This window comes from Streptomyces antioxidans (assembly GCF_000968685.2).
Taxonomy (GTDB): domain Bacteria; phylum Actinomycetota; class Actinomycetes; order Streptomycetales; family Streptomycetaceae; genus Streptomyces; species Streptomyces antioxidans.
This window is the reverse complement of sequence record NZ_LAKD02000044.1, coordinates 104,019-123,407: the sequence shown is the minus strand read 5'-3', so window position 1 is coordinate 123,407 and position 19,389 is coordinate 104,019. Positions and strand designations below refer to the sequence as shown.

Sequence of the window (19,389 nt, the reverse complement as noted above, 5' to 3'; positions counted from 1 at the left end):
GGGCGAAGGGGCGGGCGGGGCCTGGCCCTGGCCCGGCTGCTGGCCGTACGGGGGCTGCTGGCCCGGGTACTGGCCCGGCGGCGGGGGCGGTACCTGGCCGGGCGGCGCGATGGGCGCGGCGATGGTGGGGGCACCGTGCATCTGCGGGGTGCCGGGGGCGGGCGGCTGGCCGCCCTGCGGGGGCGTGCCCTGGGGCGTACCGGGAGGCGGCGTGCCCTGGGGTGGCGAGCCCTGCTGGGGTGGCGTTCCCTGGGGAGCGCCGAAGGCGGGGGCGGGCTCCGGGGCGGGCGGGGCGGCGGGCGGAGGAGCCGCCGGGGCGGGCGCCCCGGCCGGAGGTGCGAAGCCCGGTGCGGGGGCGGCCTGGCCGGGCGGCGCGAACCCGGGCGTGGCGCCCTGGGCGGGCGCGGGGGCGGGCTCCTCCTCGGCCACCTCACCGCCGAAGTTCCTGAGCAGCGCGTCCAGTCCCCCGTCGAAGCCCTGGCCGACGGCGGCGAACCGCCAGACGTCCTTGAGGTAGAAGTCGCCCAGCATCACCGCGCGCTCGGTGCTGAACTCCGAGCCGGTGAAGGAGTACCGGGCCACCTCTTCGCCGCCCGCGACGATCCGCAGGTAGCCGGGGCCGACCTGCGACATCTGCCCGGCGCCGTCGATGGTCGCGGTGAAGGAGAGCTTCTGGATGGCGGAGGGAATGCCGTCAAGCGTGACGCGGAACGAATCCGTGTCACCGGCCTGCGGCCCGAGCTGCTGTATCGCTTCTTCAGGGGACTTCGGCTGGTTGAAGAAGATGAAGTAGCGGTCGTCGGACAGCCGCTCGTTCGCATCGAGACCGAAGCAGCTGATGTCGAAGGTCAGGCCGGGTCCGGCGATCTGCACCCCGACGTACAGATCCCTCCCGGCCGTCAGATCACTGATCCTGGCCTTGTGGCCGCGCTGGAATTCCCTGGCCATACGTTAGGACCGTCCCCCATCGCTGTACCGGTGTGTGCATTGCGCGCCAGGCTAGCCGCTGCCGCCGATTATGAGCGACGCCGGGAGCGAGGATGTGGTTCCCGCACGGCCGGGCGGCTGAATCCCTCACCGCCTGGCGCGGTCGCCTTACGGCTGATCGTCCGGGGCCTTACGGCTGGTCGTCCGGGGGCCCGGAGAGGTGCGGCAACCGCGCGGCGGCGACCACCCCTTCGAGATAGCCCCGCGCCCGCTCGGTGCGCGGATACGCCTCCAGGAGCTGCCAGAAGCGGCGGCCGTGCCCCGGCACCAGCAGATGGGCCAGCTCGTGGAGGAGCACATAGTCCACGACATACTCCGGCATGCCCTGGAGCCGGTGGGAGAGCCGGATGCTGCCCTCCGCCGGGGTGCACGACCCCCAGCGGGTGTTCTGGTTGGTGACCCAGCGGACCGAGACGGGCCGGGCCCGCCCGCCCAGGTACTGGTCGGAGAGCCACTCGGCGCGGGCGGCCAACTCCGCGTCGCCCAGCATCCGCTTGCTCTCCTGCGCGGCCAGCTTCTCCAGCATGACCCTCACCCAGCGCTGCTCCTCCGCCTCGGACATCCGCGCGGGGATGAGGACGACGGTGCGGTCGCCCTCGCGATAGGCGGAGACCGTCCTACGCCGCCGGGTGCTCCGGCGGACCTCGACCGCGCTCGCGTCGGAGCCTCGGCTCTGCGGGCTCGGGACGGCGCTCGGTGCGCTCGCGGCGCTGCGGGAGACGTTCTGTCCCGCGGTGCGAGGGGGCGGGTCGGCGGACACGCCCCGACGTTACCCGCTGGCAGCCGGGGAAGTCCCGCCCCGCCAATGGTTGCCGACCGAACCACTCCACGGTGTGCACGGCTTGTACGGCCGGCGTTCGTACGACTTTTTCCACCGCCTGTGGATAACGCGCTGCGGGGTTCTGGCGCCTCCCCGCATGCTGAAGGCGGTTCGACCGAGAACACATCAGACGGGGGGACGGCGATGCATCCGATGCTCAAGCCCGCGCTGCGGCGCGGCTGGCGGAGCCGGGACACGGTGCAGTTCGGGGTGGCCCGGGCGCATGCGGTGGTGATGGGGCCGGTGGACACGGCCACGGGCAGCTTTCTGGAGCTGCTGGACGGCACCCGCGGTCTGCCGCTGCTGCGGCGGGAGGCCCGCGCCATCGGGCTGCCGGAGGGGCGGGCCGACGCACTGGTGGACCGGCTGGCGGCGGCCGGTCTGCTGGACGAGCCGAGGGACGGCGGCGAGCCCGCGGCGGTCCTGGACCGGCTGCGGCCGGACGCGGGGTCGCTGTCGGTGCTGCATCCCGAGCCCGGAGCGGCGGCGCGGCTGCTCGCCGCGCGGCGGGCGATGCGGGTTCAGGTGCGGGGTGCCGGCCGGGTCGGGGCGGCGGTCGCGGCCGCCCTGTCGGGCTCGGGGATCGGCCGGGTCGATGTGGTGGACGGGGGCTGTGTCGAGCCCTGGGATGTGGCTCCCGGCGGGCTGTCGGGCGAGCAGATCGGGGAGCGCCGGGATCTGGCGGCGCGGCGCATGGTGCGCCAGGCCGCGCCAGCTCCGCTCCCCCGCCGGTCGACGCGGCGGCGGACCCCTGCGGCAGAGCGGGCCCCTTCGCGGGAGAAGGGCACTTCAGGAGGGCGGATCCCTTCGGGAGAGCGCACCTCCCCCTCGAGCGAGCGGACCGCCTCGGCCGAGCCCGGGCTGGCGCTGGTGGTGATCGCCCCGCGTGACGGCCTCGCGGCGTACGCACCGGATCCCGAGCAGACCCGGCCGCTGCTCTCCTCCGGCACACCCCATCTCTACGCGGGAGTCATCGAGGCCACGGGGGTGGTGGGCCCGCTGGTGGTGCCGGGGATCACGCCCTGCGTGGGCTGCGCCTCGGCGGGCCGTGCCGAGCGGGAGCCCGTCTGGCCACGGATGCTCGCGCAGTGGCGGTCCGGCCGTCGGCGCACCGCCCCGGCCTGTGACACGGCACTGGCGATGGTCGTGGCCGGGCTCACCGCGGTCCAGGCGCTGGCCTTTCTCGATGGCCGCCCCTCCGGAGGCGCGGGTGTCCGGTGGGAGCTGGCGCTTCCCTCGCTCATCTGGGAGGCGCGCCCGATCGAAGCACATCCCGAATGCGGCTGCGGAGCGGCCGGGGAGGAGGATGCCGTATATGCCTCGGCCACAGAGGCACCACACGCGACAATGTCCGGGTGACCCACGTCCGCGGAGTGGGCACGGGGGCCCGGGGGCCACCTTCCCGGATGGCACGGCTGTAGTTGGAGGGGCGCATGACCGATCTGCCGCGCAAGGCGATCACCCGTACCGCCAAACTGGCGGCGCTGCCCTTGGGATTCGCGGGGCGCGCCACATGGGGGCTCGGGAAGCGGATAGGGGGACGGCCGGCGGAGATCGTCGCGCGAGAGGTGCAGCAGCGCACCGCGGAGCAGATGTTCAAGGTCCTCGGCGAGCTCAAGGGCGGGGCCATGAAGCTCGGACAGGCCATGTCGGTCTTCGAGTCGGCGCTGCCCGAGGAGATCGCCAGGCCCTATCGGGCGGCCCTGACCAAGCTCCAGGAAGCCGCCCCTCCCATGCCCAGCCGCACGGTCCACGCGGCGCTGGAGGAGCGTCTGGGCCCGGACTGGCCCGAGCTGTTCCAGGAGTTCGAGGACAAGCCCGCGGCGGCGGCCTCGATCGGGCAGGTGCACCGGGCGGTCTGGCACGACGGGCGCACGGTGGCGGTCAAGGTGCAGTATCCCGGGGCGGGCGAGGCGCTGCTGTCCGACCTCAACCAACTGAGCAGGTTCGCTCGGGTGCTGGGGCCGCTGGTGCCGGGGCTGGACGTCAAGCCGCTGATCGCGGAGTTGCGCGAGCGGGTCGCCGAGGAGCTGGACTATGAGCTGGAGGCGGCCTCCCAGCGGGCCCACGCAGAGGAGTACGCACAGGACACCGAGATCGTGGTGCCCGAGGTGGTGCACCAGAGCGACCAGATACTGATCACCGAATGGCTGGAGGGGGTGCCGCTCTCCGAGGTGATAGCCGACGGCACACAGGAGGAGCGGGACCGCGCCGGGCAGTTGCTGGCCCGCTTCCTCTTCTCGGGGGCATCGCGCACCGGGCTGCTGCACGCCGATCCCCATCCGGGGAACTTCCGGCTGCTGACCGGTGGCGCCCCGGACGGGCCGCCGGACCAGTGGAGGCTGGGCGTGCTGGACTTCGGTTCGGTGGACCGGCTCCCGGGAGGGCTTCCGGAGCCCATCGGCATCGCGCTGCGCATGGCGCTCGAGGGCGACGCCACGGGGGTCTATGACCTGATGCGCGGGGAGGGGTTCGTCAAGCCGACGATCGAGCTCGACCCGGATGATCTGCTGGACTTCCTGCTGCCGATGCTCGAACCGGCCCAGGTCGACGCGTTTGTCTTCGACCGGCAGTGGCTGCGCAGCCAGGCGGCGCGGATGGCCGACCGTCAGTCCCCCGTCTATGAGCTGGGCAACCAGCTGAATCTGCCGCCCGCCTATCTGCTGATCCACCGGGTGACGCTGAGCACCATCGGGGTGCTGTGCCAGCTGGGCGCCACGGTGCGGATGCGGGATGAGCTCGAGGCATGGGTGCCCGGCTTCGCCGCGGAGCCGGAGTCCGAGGATGACGTCGAAGACCTCGGCCTGAGCTCAGAGGTCTAGGGGCCCCGGGATAGCCGAGGGGCCGGTCCGAATCGGACCGGCCCCCGGTGGTCACGCGATGGGTCGGCGTAGGACCCGTCGTTGGGTGGTGGTGTCAGCTCCGCCTCTGGCCGGTGCCGCACATCGCGGTCACCGCATGACTGCTGTGGTCACTGCATGACCGCCATCGCCAGGGCGCGGCGGGCGCGGAGCGAGGCACGCTCCGCACGCCGCTGCATCCGGCGGGCGGCGGCGAGTCGAACGGCCTGCCGTTCGGACTCGGCCTCGTGCAGCCGGTCGTGCATATGCGCACGCGCCAGCGCTTCTTGCATGAGTTGCATCTCTCGGGTCCTGTTCTGGCGCGCCTCGGGCGCACCGGAAGTATCGGGTGCGGGGGTTTCGGAGACCGGTGGGGTCATCGTCGGAACCTGCTTCATGGGGTCGTGCGTCGCTGGGCGATCGATGGTGCCGATGGTGCTCATGCCGCGACCGGGTTCTTCCGCGGGCGACCACGCGGCCGCTTGCGGGCAACCACCACGCCCTGGACGAAGAGCTCGCCGCCCCAGACGCCCCAGGGCTCACGGCGGTCCTTGGCGCCGGCGAGGCATGCCTCCCGCAGCGGACAGGTCTGACACAGCGACTTGGCGTACTCGACGTCGGCCGGGGACTCGGCGAAGAAGACCTCCGGGTCGTACGAGCGGCACGGAACGGCTACACCCAGGTTCTCGATGGCCTCATCGAGTTCGGTGAGGGCGGTGAGCGGGGTCAAGGAGTCCTCCGAGGAGTCAGGCGGGCGGTTCAGGTCGGTCGATGCGGACGGGGCGTGTGCGTTGAGTTGCACGGTGTGTGTTCCTCGTCTCTTTGGTCCGGCTGGTGGCCGGGCTCTGGCAAATCAAAAGGGCCGCGGATCCCGGTGTGGGTTCCGCGGCCCTGGAAGGTGCCGACCTGATCCTGGATCAGGCTGGATAACTCCAGGGTTCGAGCCTGCGGAAGGCCCACATCGTGTGGTGCTGCTGCGTCGTCCGGGATTCGGCACCATTGGCCACGAAGGCATAGGCGTTCGCCTGTGCCGCTGCTGCTACCGCAGGTGCCTGGACCGGTCGCTCGCTGAGACGCGCTTCATTGGCGCCGGGCATACCGGTGCCAGGGAGCGCGGAGCCGAGCAGGCATGTGGCGACGACCGGCCGATCGGCCTTTTTGATGGCGTTGATAAAGGTGATCACTGGTCTTCGCCTCCTCTCGGCGTCTCAGGGACCGGTTCGAAACCAGTCCGGGTGTTCAAGTACAACACGGAATCCTCGGCTCCTGGAAGGGCCGTTGTCTTCCGTGCTCGGAAGGCTATGGGTACGGCCTCCACGCGCGCAAACTATTTTTCCGTCGAGTTTTGCCAAGGGTCACCCGAATGGCTTCCCCCGGCATCGCCTTCGCCCTCGTCGTCGAGTGCGGAGGGCGGTTCCCGGCCCGCGCACAGCGCGAGAACATCGGCCCCGAACCGGTCCAGCTTGCGCCTTCCCACACCGGAGATGCGGGCGAGCTCCGGTTCGGTTCCCGGAACGGCCTCGGCGATCGCGAGCAGTGTCTTGTCGGTGAACACGCAGTACGTCGGCTGCCCCAGCAGCCCCGCCTGCTCGGCCCGCCAGTCGCGCAGCCGCTCATACAGCGCCTCGTCCAGCTCGGACGGGCAGCCCTCGCAGCGCATCAGCTTCATCTCGCCCGCGTCGGTCAGCGCCCGGCCGCAGACCCGGCAGTGGACCGGGCCGCGCCGCCTGCGCACCCCGCCACCCCCGCCTGGGGATGCCGCCCCGCGCTCGATCCCACCGGCCCCGCCCGGGGTGCGGGCACCGATGGCCTGGGAGCCGGGCCGCAGCCCGTTGAGAAAGCGGGTGGGGCGGCGGGAGGCCCGGCCGCCAGGAGCCCGCGAGAGCGCCCAGGACAGCGCCAGATGGCGCCGGGCGCGGGTGACCCCCACATAGAGCAGCCGGCGCTCCTCCTCGATCTGCGGCTCCGTCTTGGCGTAGGTGATCGGCATCATTCCCTCGGTGAGGCCGACCAGGAAGACGGCGTCCCATTCCAGGCCCTTGGCCGCATGGAGTGAGGCGAGAGTCACACCCTCGACGGTCGGGGCGTGCTGCGCCGCCGCCCGCTCGTCGAGCTCCGCCACCAGATCGGAGAGCACGGCCCCGGGGCGGCTCGCCGCGAAGTCCTCGGCGAGCCGCACCAGGGCGGCCAGGGACTCCCAGCGGTCGCGCACCGCGCCCGAGCCCGTCGGCGGCTCGGGCGTCCAGCCACGGGTGCCCAGCACGGCCCGCACCTGGGACGGGATGTCCGCGTCCGCCAGCGCCGGGTCGGCGCTTCCCCCGCGGGCCGCGCCGCGCAGCAGCAGCCCCGCCTCGCGCACCTCGGGCCGCTCGAAGAACCGCTCGGCGCCGCGCAGCTGATAGGGCACCTGGGCATCGGCCAGGGCCTGCTCATAGAGCTCCGACTGGGCGTTGACCCGGTAGAGGACCGCGATCTGGCTCGCCGGGATCCCGCCTCCCCCCTGCTCGACCGGGGTGATCAGCTCCCGGATCCGGCGGGCGGTGGCCTCGGCCTCGGCGGGCTCGTCCGCATAGGCGGCGTAGACCGGGTCGGGGCCCGCCTCCCGCTGGGAGATCAGCTCCAGCCGGTGCTCGGCGGCCCGGCCGCGGGCCTGGGACAGCAGCCCGTTGGCCAGGTGAACCACCTGGGGGGTCGAGCGGTAGTCCCGGATCAGCTTGACCACGGTGGCCCGGGGGTGGCGGGTGCGGAAGTTCAGCAGATGGTCGGGGGTGGCGCCGGTGAAGGAGTAGATGGTCTGGCTGGCGTCGCCGACCACGCACAGGCTGTCCCGCTCGCCCAGCCACAGGTCCAGCAGCCGCTGCTGCAGCGGGCTGACGTCCTGGTACTCGTCGACCACGAAGTGCTGGTACTGACGGCGCACCTGATCGGCGATGTCCGGCCGCTCCTGGAGCACACCGACCGTGAGGAGCAGCACATCCTCGAAGTCGATGACGCCGCGGTCGCGCTTCAACTGCTCGTAGGTGGCGTAGATCCGGCCGATCTCGGCGGCGTCCCGGGGGGCCTCACGGCCGGACTTGGCGGCGACGGCCGGATAGTCCTCGGGCACGGTCTGGGTGACCTTCGACCATTCGATCTCGCCGGTCACGTCCCGCAGCTCATTGCGGTCCAGCCGGACCCGGCAGCGGGCCGCGGCCTCGGCCACGAGCTGCACCTTGCGCTCGACCAGCCGCGGCACCTCACCGCCGACCGCCTTGGGCCAGAAGTACTGCAGCTGGCGCAGGGCCGCCGAGTGGAAGGTGCGCGCCTGCACCCCGCCCGCGCCCAGCTGCCGCAGCCGGCCGCGCATCTCCCCCGCCGCGCGGTTGGTGAAGGTGACGGCCAGCACACTGGCGGGCTGGAGTATCCCCGCGCGCACCCCATAGGCGATCCGGTGGGTGATGGCGCGGGTCTTGCCGGTGCCGGCCCCGGCCAGCACGCACACGGCGCCGTGCAGGGACGTGGCCACCTCGCGCTGCTCGGGATCGAGCCCGTCGAGCACCGCGTCGGCGTCACGCGGCGTGGCCGCGTAGGCACCCGGCGTGGCGCCCTGCGGGAACAGAGTGGAGGACGTTGCAGCAGTCACCCCGCCATGCTGCCAGGTCCCCTGAGACGCCCGATGCGGGTTGTCCACAGCCGTGGTCTTCCGGTCATATGAATCCGGGAATGACCGGCAGAAGGTGAGCGTTCACCTTCTGCCCGACCACCACGGCCCCGAGGAGAGCGAAGACCGATGTCCGGCACTGTGACGATGTACAGCACCACCTGGTGCGGCTACTGCCGACGCCTGAAGGGGCAGATGGACCGCGAGGGCATCGCCTACACCGAGATCAACATCGAACATGACCCGGAGTCCGCGGCCTTCGTCGAGAAGGCGAACGGTGGCAACCAGACGGTGCCCACCGTTCAGGTAATTTCCTCCAACGGTGGTCCTGAGGTCGTCATGACCAACCCGAGCCTCGCCCAGGTGAAGCAGGCGCTGGGCGTCTGACCGGAGAGTCGGTGCACGAGACCCCGCCCGAGAACCACGGGCGCGGGTCTCGTCGCCGTACGGCAGCTCAGCAGTACGGCTGCTGGTCGGTGAGTGCCGTCGCCACGCGCATGAACACACCGAAGAGCCGGTAGAGCTGAGGAACGGCCCCGGCCACCTCTACGGTGCGCGAGTCGCGCAGGCCGACTCCGGGGATCGCCTCGAGTTGGCTGGCCACGGTGGCCGACTGCCACCGCACAGCCAAGGTCGCGGCGGCTTCCGTACGGGGCGGCCGAGAGCGGGAGTCGGCACGGCGCACTCCCTCGGCGGCGGCCTCCTCGATCGCCTTGCGCGCTTCGGCCGCGGGCCTCAGCCGAGCGCTGAACCGATCCGTGGCGTACTTGACGGGGGCCGTGACCACCCGGGCGTCCCAGGCCGTCATCTCGTCGCAGGCCGCGTCGTCACCGGAGAGCATCACCACGGGCACCCCCAGTGCGGCGGCCGTGGCATGGGCGAATCCGATCTCTCCCATGGGCCGGTCGTCCAACCACATGTCCTCGATCTCGTGCCCCATGTAGCTGTGGCTGAGCACGCCCAGGGCACCGGCACGCGAGTGGTAGCCGACGCACAGCACCGCGCCGAAGTCACCGTCCAGTCCTTCGAGCATGCCCATCCGCTTGGGCTTGCCCCTGACCAGCTCCGCCTCGGGGTGGGTCTGATCCGCGAGCAGGTTCCGCATGGTGCTGTGGGCGTCATTCACCAGAACCCGCGTGGCACCGGCCGCGAGCGCGCCGCGCACGGCGGCGTTCACGTCCTCGGTCATCATGACCCGGCCATGGGGGTAGTCCCGCCCGCCGGCCTGCACGTCCTGTGCGCCCACCAACCCGGTGACGCCCTCCATGTCAGCGCTGATGTACACCTGCACGCCGCTGCCTCCACTCTGGCCGTCGACCGCCGAGAACCGGTGATCACAACGTCCGCATCGTCTCGGTGACGCGCCTCCGCGTCAGCCGCGCGGTCTGCGTCAGTCGCGCTGCCCCCGCCTCAGCCCCGCGGCAGCGGCCCGCCGTACCAGAGCTCGATCAGCCGGGCCGCGATCGAGATGCCGGAGGGAGGCAAAACTTCCCCGGACTCGATCGCGGCCCGCAGGTCCTCCCGGGAGAACCAGCGGGCCTCGTGGATCTCCTCCCCGTCCACCTGGATCCGGGAGGACGTGGCCCGGGCCATGAAGCCGAGCATCAGACTGGACGGGAACGGCCACGGCTGGCTGGCCACGTAATCGACCTCGCCGACCGTGACGCCCGCCTCCTCCGCCACCTCGCGGACCACGGCCTGCTCGATCGACTCGCCCGGCTCCACGAAGCCCGCCAGCGTCGAGAAGCGCCCCTCCGGCCAGTGCACCTGGCGCCCCAGCAGCGCCCGGTCCTGTTCGTCCTTCACCAGCATGATCACGGCGGGGTCGGTGCGGGGGTAGTGCTCGGCCCCGCACGCCGGGCAGCGGCGGATATGGCCCGCCGCTGCGATCACCGTGCGCTGACCGCAGCGTGAGCAGAAGCGGTGCAGCCGCTGCCAGTTCTCCAGCGCGACCGCGTGCACCAGCAGCCCCGCGTCACGCTCGGACAGCAGCACGCCCGCCTCGCGCAGCCCGGCGGGGCGCGCGGACTGGTCCATCCGCCCCGGCAGGGAGTCCTTCTGGAGCGCGAAGTAGCGCACGCCCTCCTGGTCGGTGCCCAGGAAGTAGCGGTGGGTCTCGGTGGGCGGGGCCTCGAAGGACGGGGTCATGACGAGTTCGGTACGGCCGTCCGGGGTGTCGTCGACCAGGGCCTGGCCGCCGGAGACCACGAAGACGCGCGTCGTCGGGTGGCTCCAGGCCGCGGCCAGCCACGCCTCGTCCAAGCGGTGGTGCGCGGAGCGGTCGATGCCGCTCGGGGCGCTGAGCGTGATCGGCCGGTCGGCGGCGTGGTCGGTCGAGGTGGTCACGACTGCTTCCAACTCCCCCAGTGCAATGGGTGGTTCACATAACAGAGCAAGCTATTCCCGTCCCTTCTCGGCGAGCTCGGCCCAGAGGTGGGCGGCCGTCTCTGCGCCCTTCATGAGCAGGCCGAGCTCGACCTTCTCGTTGGGCGCGTGCCAGCCGTCGGACGGCACCGAGATGCCCAGGAAGAGCACCGGAGCGCCGAGGATGTCCTGGAGATCGGCGGCGGGGCCCGATCCGCCCTCTCGGGTGAACAGGATCTTCTGGCCGAAGGCACGCCCCATGGCGCGCACGACCGACTGGAGCGCGGGGTGGTCCAGCGGGGTCAGACAGGGGCGGGTGGCGCCCCAATAGGTGATCTCATGGTGGATCCCGGCCGGGATCAGCGCGGCGGCCCAGTCCCGCACGGCCGACTGGACCTTCTCCACCTCCTGCCCCGCCACCAGCCGGAAGGACAGCTTCAGCTGGGCGGCCGAGGGCACGATGGTCTTTCCGCCCGGCCCCTGGTAGCCCCCGGCGATGCCGTTGACCTCGGCGGTCGGACGGGCCCAGATCCGCTCCAGGGTGGAGTACCCGGCCTCGCCGAGCGCGGCCCGAGAATGCGCGGTCCGCAGCCAGCCCGCCTCGTCGAAGGGCAGCTCGGCGAAGAGCTCGCGCTCATGGTCGGTCGGCTCCACGACGCCGTCGTAGAAGCCGGGGATGGCCACCTTACGGTCGTCGTCGTGCAGCGCGGCGGCCAGCCGGGCGGCCTCGGTGGCCGGGTTGGGCACCGCGCCGCCGAAGGAGCCGGAGTGGATGTCCTGGCCGGGGCCGTGGAGGTCGATCTGGCACTCGACCAGGCCCCGCATGCCGGTGCAGACGGTCGGGGTGTCCTCGGACCACATCCCGGTGTCGGAGACGATCACGGTGTCGCAGCCCAGCCGTTCGGCGTGCGCGCGGACCAGCTCGGGGAAGTGCGGGGAGCCGGACTCCTCCTCGCCCTCGATCAGCAGCTTGAGGTTCACCGCGGGCGCGCTGCGGCCGGTCACGGCCAGGTGCGCCCGTATCCCCAGGGTGTGGAAGAGGACCTGCCCCTTGTCATCGGCGGCGCCGCGGGCGTAGAGCCTGCCGTCCTCGATGACGGGCTCGAAGGGGTCGGTGCGCCAGCCGTCCGCGCGGTCGGCGGGCTGGACGTCGTGGTGACCGTAGACGAGCACCGTAAGGGCGTCGGGATCACCGGACGGCCATTCGGCGAACACGGCCGGGGCGCCCGGTGTGTCCCATATCTCAGTCACCGGGAAGCCCGTGGCGGCCAGGTGGTCCCTGAGCCACCGGGCACCGCGCCTGACGTCCTCGGCGCGGGCCGGGTCGGCGGATACGGACGGGATGCGCAGCCACTCGGAGAGCTCGGCGAGGAAGGCGGCGCGATGGCCGTCCGCGAAGGCGCGGACGGCGTTGTCCGTGTCCGGGGTGTTGCTCATGCATGTGAGCCTATCCGGCCCGCGGCGGGGCGGGGGCGGGGGCCTCCGGGGTGCTCAGGTGCGCTCGCTCTCGGTGACGGTTCCGGTATCGATTCGGTCATTTCCGCTCGTGTCGGCGTCTCCGGTCGTGTCGGCGTCCCGGTCTGTGTACCCGCCGAGGTCCGTGTCTCCGTCCCCGACGGCCTCCGCGTCCGCGCCGACGTCCGCTTCCCCGCCGACGTCCGTGTCCCCCGGCTCCCCGAGCAGGACGCGCTCGAGCCCGGCCCGGCCGGGCAGCCCGGCGGGGCGGACCACCTCACCGCTGCGTACGTACACGAAGGCCGCCGTGACCGCCGACAGGGGCAGTCCGTGCTGTTCGGCCCAGGCGACGCGGTAGATGGCCAGCTGGAGCGGGTCGGCGTCCTGCGAGCGGCCGGTCTTCCAGTCGACGATCTCGTAACGCGGGCCGTCGTCGGGGCCCGTGCCGGACTCGCGGTACACCGCGTCGATCCGGCCGCGGATGGTGCGGCCCGCCAGGGTCAGCTGGACCGGCGCCTCCACGCGGTAAGGGGTGCGACGGGCGTACGGCGTGCGGGCGAACGCCTCCTTGAGCGCGGCCAGATCCCGCTCGTCGGCGATCTCCGCCTCGTCGTCCTCGCCGCCCGGAAGCTCGTCCGGGCCGAGGAAGGGCAGCGGCAGCGCCTCGAAGCGCGCCTCCACCCAGGCGTGGAAGCGGGTGCCGCGCCGCGCGGCGGGGCGCGGCGGCCGGGGCATGGGGCGGGCCAGTTCCCGTGCGAAGCCGTCCGGGTCGGCGGCGAGGCGCAGCAGCTGTGACGCGGTGAGCGTGCCCGGCAGCGGCACTTCGTGGACGGTCTCCCGAGCCCGGCGCAGCTCTCCGGCGAGCGCGTCCAGATCGCGGTCCCAGGAGCCGACCAGCCGGGCCTCCTCGGGCGCCAGCTCGTCCTCGACGGGGCCTTGTGTGAGATCGGGCACACCAGGATCCGGGGCGCCGGGTTCTGGTACGCCGGGCTCCGGTACGCCGGGTTCTGGTACGTCGTAAGGGTCGGGGGGCGACGTGTCGTCGTACCGCCCGTCCTCGTACGAACCGTAAGGATCCTCCGGAGGCTCGGGCCACTCCGGGTCCTCCGGGGGCTCACGCTCCTCCGGCGGTTCAAGCTCCTCCGGCGGCTCCGGAAAGAGGTTCCCGTCCGCCGAGGGGTGCCCCCCGTCCCGCGCGGTCGGCCCCTCCCCCGCCGCCTCGATGCGCGCCAGATGGGCGAGCACCACATCGGCGGCGTGGCGCCGGTGGCGCAGCGCCGCCGGGTCCAGCGGAAGCGGCCAGGCCAGGTCGGCCTCCGACGTCCGCAGGGCCGGGTTCTCCGCGCCCTCCTCCGGCGGTTCGGCCCATGCCTCGATCTCGCCGTACCCGGCCTCGCAGTGCTCGCGCAGTGCGTCCAGGAAGCCCGACGGGCCGCGCGGACGCTTCTGGCTGGGGCCCCACCAGTGCCCGGAGCCGAGCAGCAGCGAGCGCGGCCGGGTGAAGGTCACATAGCCAAGCCGCAGCTCCTCGGTCCGCTGATGCCCCTTCATGGCGTCCTTGAAGGCGGCGATCCCCTTGCCGTCCCAGGCGGTGACGTCCGGGAGGGTCCGCGCGTCCCCGCGCAGTTCGTGCGGCAGCACCTTGGCGTTCGCCGTCCAGGACTCGCGGGACTGCTCGCTCGGGAACTGCTTGGCGACCAGCCCAGGCACCGCCACCACATCCCACTCCAGCCCCTTGGCCTTGTGGGCGGTGAGCACCTTGACCGTGTCCTCGCCGCCGGGCAGGGCGTTGTCGAGCCCCTTCTCGTACTGCGCGGCGGTGCGCAGGAAGCCGAGGAAGCCCTGCAGGGTGGCCGCGCCCCCCACCGCCGCGCCGCCCATGGCCGCGTCCCCCGCCGCCGCACCACCCGCCGCCGCGCCGTCCAAGGCCGCGCCGCCCTCCCGGCCCGCGAAGGCCGCCGCGACGTCCAGGAAGTTGCCAAGGGTCTCGCGGCGGCGTGCGGCCAGGGCGTGCGGTGAGGCGGACAGCTCGACCTCGAGACCCGTGGTGGCCAGGACCCGGTGGAGGACGTCCATCAGCGGATCGGCCAGCGAGCGGCGCAGCTCGCGGAGTTCGGCGGCGAGCCGGGCGAACCGGACCCGTGCGTCGGCCGAGAAGGGCAGCCCGTCGTCCGGGCCGCCGCCCGCCTCCAGGAAGGTGTCGAGGGCGTCGGCGAGGGAGATCACCTCGGCGGGGTCGGTGCCCTCGACGGCCTCGGCGAGCCGTCGGTCCGGATCGTCCTCCGCCCCGTCATGACCGCCGTAAGAGACCAGCGCACGGGCGCGGCGGCCGAGCAGCGCGAGGTCGCGGGGGCCGATCCGCCAGCGCGGCCCGGTGAGCAGACGGACCAGCGCGGCGTTGGCCCCCGGGTCCTGGAGTACCTCGCAGACGGCCACCAGATCGGCGACCTCCGGCAGGTGCAGCAGCCCCGACAGGCCCACCACCTCCACCGGAACGTCTCGCTCCACCAATGCGCCCTGGATCCGCGCGAAGTCACCCGCCGTACGGCACAGCACCGCGATCTCACCGGGTGGGGTGCCGGTGCGCACCAGGTGGGCGAGGGAGTCGGCGAGCCAGGCCAGCTCCTCGGCGTGGGTGGGCAGCAGCGCACAGCGCACCGCTCCGTCCCGCTCGGCGCCGGGCGCGGGGCGCAGCGCCTCGACGCCCTCGTGCATCGCGCGCAGCGGGGCGGCCAGCCCGTTGGCGAGGTCCAGGAGGCGGCCGCCGCTGCGCCGGTTCTCGCTGAGCGCGAAGCGCCTCGCCGGGCTGTCGTCGGCGTGCCGGAAGTGCTCGGGGAAGTCGTCCAGGTTGGCCACGGAGGCGCCGCGCCAGCCGTAGATGGCCTGGCAGGGGTCGCCGACGGCGGTGACGGGGTGTCCGGTGCCGCCGCCGAAGAGGCCGGACAGCAGCAGCCGCTGGGCGACGGAGGTGTCCTGGTACTCGTCGAGCAGGACGACCGCGAACTGCTCGCGCAGGATCCGGCCGACCTCCGGGTGGTCCAGGGCCAGAGTGGCCGAATGGGCGATCTGGTCGCCGAAGTCGAGCAGATCGCGGCGGCGCTTCTCCTCGCGGTACGCCTCGACCAGGCCCAGCAGCTCCTGGCGGGCGCGGGCGGCCTCGGGCACCCTGCGCAGCGCCTCGTTGGTGAGCCGGGTGCCCTCCAGCGTCCGCAGCAGCTCGGTGTCGTACGCGCGCAGCCGCCCGGTGGGGACCAGGTGCTCGGCGAGCTCGGCGTCGAGCGCGAGCAGATCGGTGACCAGGTCGGAGAACGGGCGGGTGAGCGCCGGATACGGGCCGGGGGCGGAACGCAGGACGCGCGCCGCGAGCTGGAAGCGGGTGGCGTCGGCGAGCAGCCGGGCGCTCGGCTCGAGGCCGATGCGCAGCCCGTGGTCCTTGAGCAGCTGTCCGGCGAAGGCGTGGTACGTGGAGATGACGGGCTCGCCCGGCGCCTCCTCGGTGGCGCCCGGATCCGGGTCCGGGTCCACGATGCCCGCCGTGATGAGGGCCTTACGGACGCGCTCCGCGAGCTCTCCGGCGGCCTTGTTGGTGAAGGTCAGGCCGAGCACCCGGTCGGGCGCGACCTGTCCGGTGCCGACCAGCCAGACGACGCGGGCGGCCATCACCGTGGTCTTTCCGGAACCCGCCCCGGCGACGATCACCTGCGGGGCGGGCGGTGCGGTGATGCACGCCACCTGCTCCGGGGTGAACGGGATCCCGAGGAGTTCCTTGAGCTCCTCGGGATCGGTGATGCGGGCTGACACTCCAGTGAGGCTATCGGTGCCCACCGACACGCCCCGCCACGCCGGTCGACGGCCGCCCCGGGGCAACGGCCCGACGGGCGACGTCGTCGGCCCGGTGCCGCGCCGCCCCAACCCCGTGCGCGACGGCGTCACCCCACCACATGGCGCCCCCAGCCCGTGCAGTGTCACTCGACCACATGGCGCCCCTCCGCCCGCGCGCTGCACGCGGCCCGGAAGGCACAGCGCTCGCAGTGGTCGCCCGTGCTCGGGGTGAACCGCTCGTCCAGGACGCGCCCGGCCGCGGTAGCGAGCAGCCGCCCCACCCACTCCCCGTCCGGCGGCTCCTGGGCCTGGACCTTGGGGACGTCGTCGCCGCCGTCCTTCTTGGCCGCGCCCTGGCGCAGCTGGACGAGCTCCGCACCGCCCGGCTCGGGGCGTCCGCCGTCGAAGACGTCGTCCACGGCGCCCTCGCGCACCGCCAGCTGATAGACCGCCAGTTGGGGGTGGTGCTCGACGTCGCCACGGGTCACGGCCTGCTTACCGGTCTTGAAGTCGACCACATAGGCGCGCCCCTGGGCGTCCGTCTCGACGCGGTCCACGCTGCCGCGGATGCGCACCTTATAGACGTCGGCTTCGAGCGTGACATCGAAGGGGTGCTCGGTGGCGACCGGGGTGCGGCCGCCGCGCTCCATCACATGCCACCGCAGAAAGCGCTCCAGGGCCGCCCGCGCCTGCTCCTTCTCCTGCCGTGACTTCCAGGGGGCGTCGAAGGCGAGCGCGTCCCATACGGAGTCCAGGCGCTCCATGAGGACCGCGAGATCGGCCGGGGTGCGGCCGGAGGCGACCTCGTCGGCCAGGACGTGCACGACGTTGCCGAAGCCCTGGGCGGCCGTCGAGGGCGCGTCCGCCTTCACCTCGCGCCCCAGGAACCACTGGAGCGAGCAGGTGTTGACGAGCTGGTCGAGCGCGCTGCCGGACAGCGCCACGGGCCGGTCCCGGTCGCGCAGCGGGACCTCGCTGTGGGTCGGCTCGTACAGCCCCCACCAGCGGTGGGGGTGGGCGGCCTGGACCAGCGGGCGGCCCTCCTCGTCGCGCAGCGCAGCGAGCCGCGCCAGGCGGCGCGCTGCGGCGTCCCGCAGCGCCTCCGAGGCGTCCGGGTCGACGGTGGTGGCGCGCAGCTCGGCGACGAGCGCGGCGACGGACAGCGGACGGCGCGGCCGGTGGGTGACGTCGGTGGGCGGGACGCCCAGTTCGGCGAGGAAGCGGGAGGGCTGGTCCCCGTCCTCGGACGCGGCCTTGACGGCGGTGACCACAAGCCGCTCCTTGGCACGCGTCGTCGCCACGTAGAACAGCCGCCGCTCCTCGGCCAGCAGCGCGCCCGGCGGCAGCGGCTCGGCCAGCCCGTCCCTGCCGATCCGGTCGGCCTCCAGGAGCGAGCCGCGCCGCCGCAGATCGGGCCACAGCCCCTCCTGCACCCCCGCGACGACCACCAGGGCCCATTCCAGCCCCTTGGAGCGGTGGGCGGTCATCAGCCGTACGGCGTCGGGGCGGGCTGTCCGGCGGGAGAGGGTGTCGGCGGCTATGTCCTGGGCGTCGATCTCCTCCAGGAAGTTGAGGGCGCCGCGGCCGCCGGTGCGCTCCTCGGCGCGCGCGGCGGTCTCGAACAGCGCGCACACCGCGTCCAGGTCGCGGTCGGCGTTCCGCCCGGCGGTGCCGCCGCGCAGGGCGGCCCGCTCCAGCCGGCCGGGCCAGGGGGTGCCGTCCCACAGCTCCCACAGCGTCTGTTCCGCGGTGCCGCCCCGGACCAGCGTCTCGTGGGCCGTGCGCAGCAGCCGCCCGAGGGTCTGCGCGCCGCGCGCGTACGCCGGGTCGTGAACGGCCAGCCGCTCCGGCTCGGCGAGCGCCTCGGCGAGCAGGACGTCGGAGGGGCGCGGCACCGCCCGCCCGGCGGACCGCTCCTCCTCGCGCAGGGCACGGCCCAGGCGGCGCAGATCGGCGGCGTCCATACCGCCGAGGGGCGAGGCGAGCAGCGTCAGGGCGGTCTCGACGCCGAGGACCGCGGACAGCCCGCCGCTGTCCGGCAGCGCGGCCGTGGCGGCCGCCCGCAGCGCCGTCAGCAAGGGGGCCACGGCGGGCTCATGGCGCAGCGGGATGTCATCGCCGTCCACGTCGACGGGGACTCCGGCCGAGGTGAGCGCCCGGCGCACGCCCGGAATCGAGCGCCCCCCGGCGCGCACCAGGACGGCCATCTCGCGCCACGGCATCCCGTCCTCCAGATGGGCGCGGCGCAGGATGTCCGCCACATTGTCGAGCTCGGCGCCCGGGGTGGGGTACGTGTACGCCTCGACGCGGCCGCCGTCGCGGACGGCCGCGAGCTCACGGTGCGCCCTTACGGCTCGCGCGGGCAGCCGGGTGAGCGGCATCCGGCCGGTGATCCGCCGGGTGGCCGCGAGCAGCGCGGCCCCCGACCTGCGGGACACGGTAAGGACCTCCATGTCCGCGGGCCGCCCGTCCGCTCGCGGGAAGTCCTCGCGGAAGCCGAGGATGCCGCCCACGTCCGCGCCACGGAAGGCGTAGATCGACTGATCGGGGTCGCCGAAGGCGAGCAGTTCCCTGCCGCCGCCCGCGAGCGCCCGCAGCAGCCGCCCCTGGGCCACGTCGGTGTCCTGGTACTCGTCGACGAACACGGCGTCGTACCGCCCCGCCAGCTCGGCCGCGACCTCCGGTCGCCCGGCAAGCAGCACCGCGCGGTGCACAAGCTCCGCGTAGTCCAGCACCCCCTGGGCGTCCAGGACGTCGAGGTATTCGGCGAGGAAGCCGGCCGCCGCGGACCAGTCGGGGCGCCCGGTGCGCTCGGCGAACTCCCCCAGCGACCGCGGGCCGAGGCCCAGCTCCCGGCTGCGGGCCAGCACCGCGCGCACCTCGTCGGCGAAGCCCCGCGTGGTCAGGCAGGCGCGCAGGTCGTCCGGCCAGCGGACGAAGGCCCGGCCCTCGCTCGCCAGCTCGGCCTGACCGGCCAGCAGCTCCCGGACGACGACGTCCTGCTCCGGTCCGGAGAGCAGCCGCAGCGGATCCACGAAGAGATCGACGTCCTGGTGGGCGCGGACCAGTGCGTAGCAATAGGAGTGGAAGGTCGTGGCCCGCGGGGCGCTCGCGCCGCCCAGGCGCGCGGACATGCGGTCGCGCAGCTCGACGGCCGCCTTACGGCTGAAGGTGAGCACCAGAAGCCGCTCGGGGTCCGCGCCCTCGCGCACCCGGCGGGCCACCGCCTCCACGAGCGTCGTCGTCTTGCCCGTGCCGGGCCCGGCGAGCACCAGCAAAGGACCGCCCCGATGCTCAACCACGGCGCGCTGCCGTGCGTCCAGGACAGGAAGGGCACCTGGCTCCGGCCGATGACGGAGCAGGCGGTAACCGCCCTGGGCCGACTGCCGTGAGGACGGCTGCCGTGCCCGCCGCTGCCGCGGAAGGGACGAGGGGGAGGAGCTCACGTTGGATCGCCGGTC

Annotated in this window: 14 protein-coding genes; 3 read left to right on the top strand and 11 right to left on the bottom strand. The window is 73.3% G+C overall.

The window, feature by feature from the left end:
* Window positions 1-948: TerD family protein (locus VT50_RS18705; protein ID WP_143645238.1), on the bottom strand; the 948-nt coding region annotated here is incomplete at its 3' end.
* Window positions 949-1,117: 169 nt separating this feature from the next.
* A complete protein-coding gene (locus tag VT50_RS18700; RefSeq protein ID WP_046089330.1) occupies window positions 1,118-1,747 on the bottom strand; it encodes a M48 metallopeptidase family protein in 630 nt (209 codons plus the stop codon).
* Window positions 1,748-1,951: 204 nt separating this feature from the next.
* Between VT50_RS18700 and VT50_RS18695 the strand changes: the two genes are divergently transcribed.
* Window positions 1,952-3,166, top strand: coding sequence for a ThiF family adenylyltransferase (locus VT50_RS18695; RefSeq protein ID WP_079343854.1), 1,215 nt, complete (start codon window positions 1,952-1,954; stop codon window positions 3,164-3,166).
* 74 nt (window positions 3,167-3,240) lie between these two features.
* Complete coding sequence (locus VT50_RS18690; protein ID WP_046085978.1) at window positions 3,241-4,629, top strand: ABC1 kinase family protein; 1,389 nt, start codon at window positions 3,241-3,243, stop codon at window positions 4,627-4,629.
* A 149-nt stretch (window positions 4,630-4,778) separates the two neighbouring features.
* Here VT50_RS18690 and VT50_RS18685 read toward each other — a convergent pair whose 3' ends face one another.
* From VT50_RS18685 to VT50_RS18670, 4 genes are all read right to left on the bottom strand, one after another.
* The gene (locus VT50_RS18685) at window positions 4,779-5,090 is read right to left on the bottom strand and encodes a hypothetical protein (RefSeq protein ID WP_046085979.1); all 312 of its coding nucleotides are present in this window, start codon (window positions 5,088-5,090) and stop codon (window positions 4,779-4,781) included.
* Complete coding sequence (locus tag VT50_RS18680; protein ID WP_020868576.1) at window positions 5,087-5,449, bottom strand: WhiB family transcriptional regulator; 363 nt, start codon at window positions 5,447-5,449, stop codon at window positions 5,087-5,089. Before VT50_RS18680 ends, VT50_RS18685 begins: the two co-directional genes overlap by 4 nt.
* Window positions 5,450-5,564: 115 nt before the next feature.
* Window positions 5,565-5,831, bottom strand: coding sequence for a hypothetical protein (locus tag VT50_RS18675; protein ID WP_075200327.1), 267 nt, complete (start codon window positions 5,829-5,831; stop codon window positions 5,565-5,567).
* A gap of 143 nt (window positions 5,832-5,974) precedes the next feature.
* Window positions 5,975-8,269: an ATP-dependent DNA helicase UvrD2 gene (locus VT50_RS18670; RefSeq protein ID WP_078840696.1), complete on the bottom strand. Its 2,295-nt coding sequence runs from the start codon at window positions 8,267-8,269 to the stop codon at window positions 5,975-5,977.
* Window positions 8,270-8,416: 147 nt separating this feature from the next.
* Here VT50_RS18670 and VT50_RS18665 point away from each other — a divergent pair, with 147 nt between their 5' ends.
* On the top strand, window positions 8,417-8,674 hold the full coding sequence (locus tag VT50_RS18665) for a mycoredoxin (RefSeq protein WP_046085981.1): 258 nt from the start codon (window positions 8,417-8,419) through the stop codon (window positions 8,672-8,674).
* Between the two features lie 67 nt (window positions 8,675-8,741).
* Here VT50_RS18665 and VT50_RS18660 read toward each other — a convergent pair whose 3' ends face one another.
* From VT50_RS18660 to VT50_RS18640, 5 genes are all read right to left on the bottom strand, one after another.
* Window positions 8,742-9,578: a M55 family metallopeptidase gene (locus VT50_RS18660; RefSeq protein ID WP_046085982.1), complete on the bottom strand. Its 837-nt coding sequence runs from the start codon at window positions 9,576-9,578 to the stop codon at window positions 8,742-8,744.
* A gap of 119 nt (window positions 9,579-9,697) precedes the next feature.
* A complete protein-coding gene (gene nudC, locus VT50_RS18655) occupies window positions 9,698-10,633 on the bottom strand; it encodes an NAD(+) diphosphatase (RefSeq protein ID WP_046085983.1) in 936 nt (311 codons plus the stop codon).
* A gap of 51 nt (window positions 10,634-10,684) precedes the next feature.
* Entirely contained in the window at window positions 10,685-12,088 is a 1,404-nt protein-coding gene (locus VT50_RS18650; RefSeq protein WP_046085984.1) for a M20/M25/M40 family metallo-hydrolase, read from the bottom strand.
* A gap of 54 nt (window positions 12,089-12,142) precedes the next feature.
* Window positions 12,143-15,907: an ATP-dependent DNA helicase gene (locus VT50_RS18645; RefSeq protein WP_240529204.1), complete on the bottom strand. Its 3,765-nt coding sequence runs from the start codon at window positions 15,905-15,907 to the stop codon at window positions 12,143-12,145.
* Between the two features lie 164 nt (window positions 15,908-16,071).
* Complete coding sequence (locus VT50_RS18640) at window positions 16,072-19,251, bottom strand: ATP-dependent helicase (protein ID WP_420822203.1); 3,180 nt, start codon at window positions 19,249-19,251, stop codon at window positions 16,072-16,074.
* Between the last annotated feature and the right edge of the window lie 138 nt (window positions 19,252-19,389).